This is a genomic window from Sphingobacterium sp. HSC-15S19 (assembly GCF_050433745.1).
In the GTDB taxonomy this organism is placed as follows: Bacteria; Bacteroidota; Bacteroidia; order Sphingobacteriales; family Sphingobacteriaceae; genus Sphingobacterium; species Sphingobacterium siyangense.
The window spans coordinates 1-9,105 of sequence record NZ_JBNPWQ010000069.1; the positions used below are offsets into that span (position 1 = coordinate 1).

Annotated in this window: 9 protein-coding genes and 1 pseudogene; 7 read left to right on the forward strand and 3 right to left on the reverse strand. The window is 37.1% G+C overall.

The window, feature by feature from the left end; translation table 11 throughout:
• The first annotated feature begins 252 nt into the window (after positions 1 to 252).
• From L1283_RS27875 to L1283_RS27885, 3 genes and pseudogenes are all read left to right on the forward strand, one after another.
• Positions 253 to 2,556 (forward strand): AAA family ATPase, encoded by a 2,304-nt coding sequence (locus L1283_RS27875; RefSeq protein WP_286775253.1) that lies wholly within the window; start codon positions 253 to 255, stop codon positions 2,554 to 2,556.
• Between the two features lie 11 nt (positions 2,557 to 2,567).
• The gene (locus tag L1283_RS27880; RefSeq protein WP_286775254.1) at positions 2,568 to 3,983 is read left to right on the forward strand and encodes a 5-methylcytosine restriction system specificity protein McrC; all 1,416 of its coding nucleotides are present in this window, start codon (positions 2,568 to 2,570) and stop codon (positions 3,981 to 3,983) included.
• A gap of 165 nt (positions 3,984 to 4,148) precedes the next feature.
• Positions 4,149 to 4,268: pseudogene (locus L1283_RS27885) on the forward strand (IS256 family transposase); the annotation flags it as partial.
• A 4-nt stretch (positions 4,269 to 4,272) separates the two neighbouring features.
• Here L1283_RS27885 and L1283_RS27890 read toward each other — a convergent pair.
• The 3 genes from L1283_RS27890 to L1283_RS27900 form a co-directional block, all read right to left on the reverse strand.
• Positions 4,273 to 5,298, reverse strand: coding sequence for an IS110 family transposase (locus tag L1283_RS27890; RefSeq protein WP_286775255.1), 1,026 nt, complete (start codon positions 5,296 to 5,298; stop codon positions 4,273 to 4,275).
• A gap of 404 nt (positions 5,299 to 5,702) precedes the next feature.
• A complete protein-coding gene (locus L1283_RS27895) occupies positions 5,703 to 6,989 on the reverse strand; it encodes an SMODS domain-containing nucleotidyltransferase (RefSeq protein WP_286775256.1) in 1,287 nt (428 codons plus the stop codon).
• A complete protein-coding gene (locus L1283_RS27900) occupies positions 6,928 to 7,560 on the reverse strand; it encodes an SLATT domain-containing protein (protein ID WP_286775257.1) in 633 nt (210 codons plus the stop codon). Before L1283_RS27900 ends, L1283_RS27895 begins: the two co-directional genes overlap by 62 nt.
• Positions 7,561 to 7,886: 326 nt before the next feature.
• On the opposite strand from L1283_RS27900, the gene L1283_RS27905 reads away from it, so the two are divergent.
• The 4 genes from L1283_RS27905 to L1283_RS27920 are packed head-to-tail and all read left to right on the forward strand — an operon-like array spanning position 7,887 to position 8,936.
• Positions 7,887 to 8,054, forward strand: a complete 168-nt coding sequence (locus L1283_RS27905) for a transposase (protein WP_414711295.1) — start codon at positions 7,887 to 7,889, stop codon at positions 8,052 to 8,054.
• Between the two features lie 26 nt (positions 8,055 to 8,080).
• Positions 8,081 to 8,368: an IS66 family insertion sequence element accessory protein TnpA gene (gene tnpA, locus L1283_RS27910; RefSeq protein ID WP_312351814.1), complete on the forward strand. Its 288-nt coding sequence runs from the start codon at positions 8,081 to 8,083 to the stop codon at positions 8,366 to 8,368.
• Positions 8,368 to 8,739, forward strand: coding sequence for an IS66 family insertion sequence element accessory protein TnpB (gene tnpB, locus L1283_RS27915; protein ID WP_376747629.1), 372 nt, complete (start codon positions 8,368 to 8,370; stop codon positions 8,737 to 8,739). Before tnpA ends, tnpB begins: the two co-directional genes overlap by 1 nt.
• Positions 8,670 to 8,936, forward strand: a complete 267-nt coding sequence (locus tag L1283_RS27920) for a CinA family protein (protein WP_312352117.1) — start codon at positions 8,670 to 8,672, stop codon at positions 8,934 to 8,936. The genes tnpB and L1283_RS27920 overlap by 70 nt, the downstream gene beginning before the upstream one ends.
• The last annotated feature ends 169 nt before the right edge of the window (positions 8,937 to 9,105 follow it).

Below are 9,105 nucleotides of genomic sequence, written 5' to 3' on the forward strand. Positions count from 1 at the left end.
ATCTTCGCAGATTGAAAAATAGGGGTCAATATCGAAATGATGAAAAAAGCTATGCTTGTACCACAGAAATCCAATCCTAAAATTTATTTAGGACAGATGTGAATAAGTGATTATAAAGTGTAATATTTTTACGTTTAATTACTTATATTTAATTGTGAAAAGTGCTACTTAGCTTCAAATCGAATACATATCTATTTGTCTTGGTAAGTCTGTCCCTCTCTTTTGGGAATCGTAGCCATTTATTTAAATTTTATGAAAAAAGAATTAGAATTGAGCATTCGAGCGGCATATGCAAATGAATACTGCAGGGACATTATTGAGGATACCAATTTTTACTTTCAAAAAGCGAAAGATGCTCTGGATAGCTTACTGCAGTATGAGTTGACGGAGCAGCAAAAACAATTTCTTTTAAACAATAAGGAGGATTATCACTTATTAAAACAGGAGTATGACAACGGCTCCGAACACCATGATTTTCTCAAGTTACTTTTTACCGTTATCAGTTATTGTGACATCAGAGCATATCGTAAGCACGAATTAAACGCTTATACTGATAAGCGTGTTCTTGCTGCCGCTGCTGTTAGGATGCCTAATTGGGTGAACCAATTACTTTGCTATAAATTTGATCTCCCCATTCCTGAAGGATCTGTGAAAAATGCGATAGCTTACTTAGAAGATCCTGTTGGAAACTTTACTATGCTCAGTGATTCGCACCGTGAACAGTTGATGCAAAACTTGTTTGGCAAAATATATGTGAAGTCAGAAGTCGTCAAGGAGCTGCTAGAATATTTTCAGGATTTTGGGCTTGAGGTCAACAACCCTCAAAATTATACGCATTTATTGAGCCGTATCTGTTACCTCATCAAAGATAACTGGGCAGAAAGTTTGATAGGTTTGATGGTTGCCGATTCAACAGGCTGGCAAGAGGAAGTAGCCAGATCCCAAACCGAAGAACATTACGTTGCTGTCTGGAATCACAAAAAGCCTAGTGGTACCGCTGGTACAATTAAATTACTCAGAGAATGCCTTGTAGAGAACGGCAGTTTTAAAATATTTTATACAAGTCGCTATAATGTACATTATATAGCGGAAATCATAGATCTTGTTACTGATCAAAAGCAACTCGACGAAGCGGCATGGAAAGATCAATATGGAGATATTGAGTGGTATAGTGATAAGTTTGAAAATTACTATGATGGCACTGGAAAAAAAGCCAAAATTATCTATCTAGCGCGCAAGCTATATAAGATTGATCCAATAAGTTCAGATAATTTTATTTTCCAGAACGGTTACCAATATCCGAGTGTCGGCAATCAGACCCCCATTGTATCTTTCAGAACGCCAACCGAAATAAAACCTGTAGAAAAAATGGAAAATCAACTTACTGATCCCTTAATAAATCTTCTGAAATACAAAAAGCAAATTATTCTACAAGGCCCCCCGGGAACAGGGAAAACGCATCTTGCGAAAAATTTAGCAAAAGTATTATTTGAAACCGACCAAGACACCATTTTTAATAAACCTGATCAGATCAGTGTTGAGACTATAAAGGCAATAGTTAGACAAGGCCAGACTTTCCGTAGCGTGTCTGACTACGCTGATTATGAGATTATCAAGGTCAATGAAAATGGCTTTACTGTAAAGACCCACCAGACAGGTAAACAATATCCGGCAAGTTTTGCCAACATTATCAAATATTATGCTGGGCAATTCTGGTCCAAAGTGGGATCCATTAGATATGGCAATGATTCTTACGAAGCAGCTATTGCAAAATACATCTATGAACAGATCGATGCCCGGGAGCAGCGCGAAGATATCAGTAATACGAGCCGTCTCCGTATTATGCAGTTCCATCCAAGTTTTACATACGAAGATTTTGTGCGTGGTATAGAATCTGAAGTGAATGGAGATAAGTTAGGATATAGGGCTAAAAATAGGCAGCTGGTGTTAATGGCTGATGAGGCCACGCTTCATCCAGATCAAAATTATATCTTGATACTGGACGAGATCAACCGCGCCAACTTATCGGCGGTTTTGGGCGAACTTATCTATGCATTGGAGTACCGTGGTGAAGATGTAGAGTCCATGTATCATGTTGACGGGTCAAATAAAATCAGTCTTCCTGACAATCTGTATATTATCGGCACCATGAATACAGCCGATCGGAGCGTAGGCCATATTGACTATGCCATCCGTAGACGGTTTGCCTTTGTGGATGTGCTGCCAAAAAATCTTGAACCTGAACTGAAGGACGAGTTTGACGCTGCATTATTCAACAAGGTGTCCAAGCTGTTTGTTAAGGATTATGATCCGACGATAGATTACACAAAAAATAGAGAACTGCTCAAAAACTCGGCCCATCTTTCAGGTGAGTTCCGCCCTGAAGACGTATGGCTCGGTCATTCCTATTTTATTAAAAAGAAAGATGCAACTATGGACATGCGACTGGAATATGAGATCAAACCCATCCTGCTCGAATATATCAAGGACGGTGTGCTTCATGAAGAGGCGCGAGCACATGTATTTGCGCTGCCAAACGAAATTCCGGGTAAATAAATTCTGAACAGATGAAGATTTCACTGTACGAGCACGTCAGGCATGTTCTGTTTGAGCAGCAATACGATGCAGATGGAAATTCCGTTGAGACGAACGAGTTATCCAGATGGTCTTCCTGTATCCCTCGCTTATATAAAAATAGGCGAGGGCAGGATTATAATTGCTTCCACATTATCAAGTCAAAAAATAAGGTTGAGCTCACAGCCGATTACTATGTTGGCGTGGACTGGCTTATTCCTGGTGAAAAATATGTGCATGTGGCTCCCAAGCTCAATAAATATGTGATCGAACGCTTTTCTGAGCTGAGCAACAAGGAAGCCGATGTTGAGGAATATAAATATGAGGATTCAGAAGACACCACAGAATTAGCAGCCGAATCCAATAAAATACAGGTCAATTACCTGCGGATGCTGTTGGATGCAATGTCAGATCCTGTTGCTGCCAAAGAATGTACAGAGCTGATACGAATCGAATGGGATGACCCCATGATTCGAATCGATCAGGATGATGATAGCCTGACGCCGTTTTTGGTGGTACAATTTCTGCAACTGCTCAGGCAGATTGTGCGCAAAGGCTTGAAGAAGTCGTATTACAAGGTGCGTGAGAACCTCAATAACAGAGTTAAAGGAAAGATCCTTGTGGGGCATCAGGTAAAGCATAATATCCTTAAAAATCGATTGACCAACACTTATTGTGAGTATCAGGTATTTGGAGATGATAATACTGAAAACCGCTTTCTGAAAAAGGTTTTTCAATTTGCCATTGCTTATATAGGCAATCATAGCAGCCTTTTCCAAGGTAATGAAAAATTGCTTGAAGGGCTTATTAATTATGTCCGGCCAGCGTTCGAGCATATAGGCAATCTGGAAGGGGAGGATGTCTTACGTCAGTTTAAGTACAACCCATTTTTTAAAGAATATAAAGATGCACTTCGGATCGGAGGGTATATACTTAAGCGCTTTGCTTATAATATTAGCCAAGCGGCGGAGAAGCAGGAAGTAGACACTCCTCCGTTTTGGATTGATATGCCACGGCTGTTTGAACTTTATGTATACCAGAAACTTTTGGAGGCCAATGGTCATAATACCGATAAGATTAAATATCAGTATTCCACTTATGGTAATTCGCTGGATATTCTTATCAAGGACGGGGATAACTCTATGATCATCGATGCGAAGTATAAGCTTCAATACAGATCCAATTTGGTGCATCAAGATATTCGACAGGTAGCAGGATATGCTAGGTTGAATAAAGTTCGGAAAGAGCTGGATATAAATGATGATCGAAATATAGATTGTTTGATTATTTATCCTGATTTTGAAGGAAATAAACAAACTAGCTTGTTGACAACTGAAATTTTATCAACTGCAAAGCCACTCCCATCATACTACAAAACACATAAATTTGGATTAGGCGGGCTGACTTAACGTATTATTGAATTTATATGCAAATACACTTGATGAAGTTTTTGAAAGCTCATCAGTAATTATTTGCTTTAGATCTTCAAAATAAGGTATTTCTTTCATAAAATAATTGAATAATTTAAAATACTTATTCCTATGGCTTAGAGAGAAATCTCTAGAAAATGAACAGGCGCTTTCAGTTCTGAACAGGCACTAATGAAATTAATGTATCTGATCATAAAGGATATCGCAAAAAAATGGACGATGCCAATGCATAACTGGGGTTTGACTATTTCCCAACTTTATATATACTCTAATAAAAAACAAGTTTTTCATCACTTTTTCTGGAGCTTTCCATATTATTTTTTTCTCTTGGATCAATACATACGTGCTCAGGACTGTATATTGTCTTGCTGATCACTACGCTATAAATCGTTCTCAATAACTTGTTCATTATATTGTTCATGATTAAGTAATAATGCTTTCCCTCCATCTTCTTGCGCTGATAATATAGGTTATATTCCTTATTATGTTTAATAGCCGATTTTGCCCCCATGTACAGTAAACATTTAAGGTCTTTATCGGCGAAGGGACTTGTTTTGGATTTGCCCACCATATTGCCAGATGTGTTAGGAAATGGACACACTCCAGCATAAGAGGCTGCCTTTCTCGCTGTATTAATCACTTCGAAATTTCCTGTTTTTATGATCAGATCTGTAGCGATCACAGGTCCAATTCCTTTCACAGAGGTAGCAAGAAGATAATTTTGTTCCAACTTAACATCATTCTTAATGATGTTATACATTTCATTTTCTACCTCGATGATTTGAGTATCTAGTGTATCTATTACTTTTTTTAACAGCGTGTTTGCCGATATACTTTGCATTGGCATTAATGCCCTTGAATGGGCTCCTGTCTGTAGCTCTTTTCGAGCTTTGACCATTTGACTACGAAGAGTATACAGCTGCTTTAGCTCCAAGATGTTTTCATTTTGATATTCTTTAAAAGATAACTTATCCTGGAAACGCTCGCCATATTCTCTTAACCTTCCAGCGTCAATTGGATCAGATTTCCCTTTCAATAAACCCAGACTATGTTTGATCGTATAGCCTGGAACCAATGCGATTGAAATATCATATTGATTGCACAAGAACACTAATAAGTCGCCGTAAGTTCCAGTGTTTTCTGCGCATAACACGGCCTCCGGCTCTATTGTCGATAAAAATTTCGATATGCTTACTAACGCATTTTTCACTACTTTGTTCTTTTGTTTTCCGTCTACGTCAATAAAGTTTACATCAAACTTGTCTTTTGACAGATCTATTCCATATACTTGCATAAATTATTAATTTATGCTCCAAATTGAGTGGCTAAAATCGTGATAATGGGTTCTGCCCTAAATACTCTCTGGCTTTGACTCAATTAATCTGCCGTCCTTAATATATAAACTAGGTTCTGCCTTTTTAGATTTCTAAGTTAACGCTGCAGATGGAGCTTTTTATGCCAAGATAGTATTTCAAGATATTAGTTTTTTGTCCTCTTTTTATTTCTAGTACAAACTAACGATTAGATTTGGGGATAGACTCAAACTCGAAAGAGGTTTTTAAGATTTTAATCCAATGACACAGTTGACGTTACATTCCCGCGTGGTCTTTTAGATATTCAATTCTATGATTCCTCAATTTCTAATGATGTCTCATAGAATTGAATATATCTTGATCTTTTAGTTTAATTTGTTTTTCCTCACACGTTACTAATAGGAACATCTATTCTGTCGCGTGCGACACAATATCCATCTTTTATAATATAACATTCAACGTAATGTGGTCCTTCGAAATTTGAGTCTTCTTTTCTACGTTCATCGGTCATATTACTATCGATTATTCCTCCTCTGAGACACATTCTATCGTGGGCAATTTTTCCTTCATTTTTCACTTTCCAAAGCACTTTATATGGTTTTGGAACATCCGTTTCATCGATAAAAAATACAAGCTTTTTGTTCTTTTTTAGAAATTTAATAGTTCGTAGTAGTTCTGATCTAAATCCTTCTTGAGTAATTTGACAATCAATTCGGAGTCTGTATGAAATATTAGGTGGATATAGTTGTTCAATGTACTCTTCAGTACTTGAATAATTATAGCTAGCCTCTTTAAGTGCTTGAGGATAAGGAAATGCCTTACCAAAAACTCTTCTCCATATTTCGTAAACAGTCGCGTTTTCTCTTTTATCGATGGCTTCCTGAACATTCTTTAGAGCTTTTTTTGCCTTCGATTTAAAATTTGAGTTCTTCTTATAGACATGTTGATTACTCCCCGGTGCATACCAATATCTACGTTCCGTATCTACCTCACTTAAGTATTTAAAGAAATCGCGTACTAATAAATCAAATTGCTGCAGCTCACAATCTTTGTAACCAGGGTTTTCTGTAAAAAAGTTATATGCGAAAGTATCAATAAGTAAGCCTCCAATTTTTACGCCACATTTATTCTTCCAGGCCCTCGTAAATCGGCAAAGATAAATAAGGTTACCATTGCACTCTTCATTGAATTCTTTTAACGTCTTTGCTTCAGGAAGTGGATTTGTCTTTTTCCATTTTCCACCGTTATTAGAATCTGGATACGTAAAACTTCCATCACTTTCTTTAAATCCTGGACATACTTCGATGTAATCATTCGTAAATTCTACAACGACAACCTGCCCGTCACCTCTAACTTTAGACGTAGAATAAGTTTTTGCAATTGATGCCTTAACATCTTGTAAAAGTTGACTTTGAACATTTCCTTCCCGTCTATTGTATTTCTGATATAGGTGATCAGGAAGAACAAATAGTAAATCAAGATCACTAATTCCCTGGATTGCTGTATCTCGACCATAACTTCCCACATAAATGCCATTTTCGATGTCTGAAGTTAAATCATGGAAATCTGAATTTAACCTTTTTGTGATTGCACCAAACCTGGTTTCGATATTAGTTTGATTTTGTACTGTTACATTGGTTATAAAGTCCCTGAATATTTGGGCTGTATCCATAAATAAGAATAATTATAATGATTATGATGATAATTAATACGGTTGTCTTTAAAGAGTTCGGAACTTTATCTTTATACCATTTTAACTTCAATTCCTTTTCAATCCAATCCACCTGCATTTCGGCAAAGAACTTAAAGTGAGCAAACCATTGTGACATAAATACTTGCTTACTAATTGTATTACTATAAAATTCAGTTAATATCGCCTGATATCTCTGGTCATAATTAACAAAATTGAAATTCGTATCTCCTTTAGCTTCTGTATATAGATCTCTAATCCTGTTGTAGAGCATTGTAAGTCTTACACCTTCATTATGGAAATCTTCAATCTTGCTCTTAAATCCCTCTGTATAGAGGATTCCGATCGCGGCAAAAATTAGAATTATAGATAATTCTTTATTGAATGGTATATTCTCATATGCAATTTGAACAATACCAACTACTAGGGAAATAAAGCCTACCCAACTTGGTAGTTTATTAAGGATGTCGTATGAAGAAAAGTTTTTCTTCGCTCCAAATCCTATATCATAGCCTTTTTGCGCTAACGTGTTTAGAAAATCTGTCTGATTCAAAGTATAATTAATTATGTCGTATTAATATTATGGCTCTATATCTGCAATATAACAATAAGTTTTATATTTAATAAATTTTAAAATATAAATCCTTTGGTTAGTTTTTTACTTTAACATCTGACTTCAATTCTTTTAACTCTTTTAGTACTATATCTAAATCCGTTTGTGGTTCTGGAAATAGCCTACTTGTATAACTGTAAAACTGCCACACCTCTGCTACCTCATTAAAAAAAACTGTATATGGTTTAAAATTTTCATTTAGGGACTCCTATGATACTCCCCAAATACTGGATAACTGTTTAAATGTTTAAATTAGCAGTTAATAGATAAAAAAAACACGAAGAAAGTTTAGTGCAAGCTTCAAAGCTAAAGTCGCTATCGAAGCTATTAAGGAACAGCAAACGATTCATGAGCTTGCCTCTAAATATGAAGTTCAAGCTACGCAGATCAATACCTGGAAGCGTATCCGTGCTATGAAGTACATATTGCCTTAGATCGCATTAGGCTTTAGCTTTGCTGTATGAACAACTTAGAAGAAAAGCGCGAGCGTATGCTGTCTATGATAGCAGACTGGCATCGGAGCGGAAAAAGTAAGAAAGCTTACTGCGCGGAAAATGGGATCAACGAAGCGACCTTTTATTATTGGTTTTCGCGCAGTAAAGAAAATGACACAGCAGGCCTCGGAAACTTTATAACAATTGATAAGGCGAGGGGAAAGAGCGATGTTGAGATTATTTATCCCAATGGTGTGCGTATCAAGATCGAAAACGATGTTGCCCTTGTGTCACAGCTGATCCGTCTATACTGATGTTTGCGCTTGGTTCATCGCACCGTTTTTACCTTTATGACGGCTTTTGCGACATGCGAAAATCATTTGACGGACTCTGCGGACTGATCAGTTCGGGTATGCAACGACAGGCCACCAGTGGTGAAGTGTTCGTTTTCCTGAACCGTAGTCGTACGCATGTTAAGCTATTGCATTGGGAGAAGGGTGGCTTTGTGTTGTATTATAAACGTTTGGAGAGCGGAACTTTTATGGCACCAGGGGTGAAAAACGGTGAACTATCCTGGAGTGACCTGATAAGGATGAGGGCAGAGCATGTGATTGTGTGTCGTCTCAGATCGCCGAAGATATGGCACTGCAGGCATCACACTTGTTCAATGCTGATTTTGGTATAGGTGTTACCGGTTGTGCAACTCCAGTGGAAGAGTCACAATTTAAGTTGTATGCATATTTTGCAATATCTTATAAAATGCAGATAATCGTTTCCGAAAAAATAGAATTGAATAAAAATTTCTTAGGGGCCAAAGCACAGCAAAAATATGGAGAAAATATTTTGGTCACCTTTGAAGGAATACTTGCAAAGCTATTTTAGCGATTTGCGAAAAGGCCTATCCGCATTAACCGAACGATAAACCGCGAGGAAAAATCATTTAATGTTTACAGCAGGCCTGCTCGTTTTTCGTGATTTTTCCTCGCAAATTTATCTTAGGGTTTCAAAACTACTTTAACGCAATCGTCTTCTTTCTCATTGAAGATTTTAT

Excerpts from the sequence above, each read along its gene's own strand:
- L1283_RS27875 (WP_286775253.1), top strand. The coding sequence starts at position 253 with ATGAAAAAAGAATTAGAATTGAGCATTCGAGCGGCATATGCAAATGAA.
- tnpB (WP_376747629.1), top strand. The coding sequence starts at position 8,368 with ATGTTTGCGCTTGGTTCATCGCACCGTTTTTACCTTTATGACGGCTTT.
- L1283_RS27895 (WP_286775256.1), bottom strand. The coding sequence starts at position 6,989 with ATGGATACAGCCCAAATATTCAGGGACTTTATAACCAATGTAACAGTA.
- L1283_RS27890 (WP_286775255.1), bottom strand. The coding sequence starts at position 5,298 with ATGCAAGTATATGGAATAGATCTGTCAAAAGACAAGTTTGATGTAAAC.
- L1283_RS27880 (WP_286775254.1), top strand. The coding sequence starts at position 2,568 with ATGAAGATTTCACTGTACGAGCACGTCAGGCATGTTCTGTTTGAGCAG.
- tnpA (WP_312351814.1), top strand. The coding sequence starts at position 8,081 with ATGAACAACTTAGAAGAAAAGCGCGAGCGTATGCTGTCTATGATAGCA.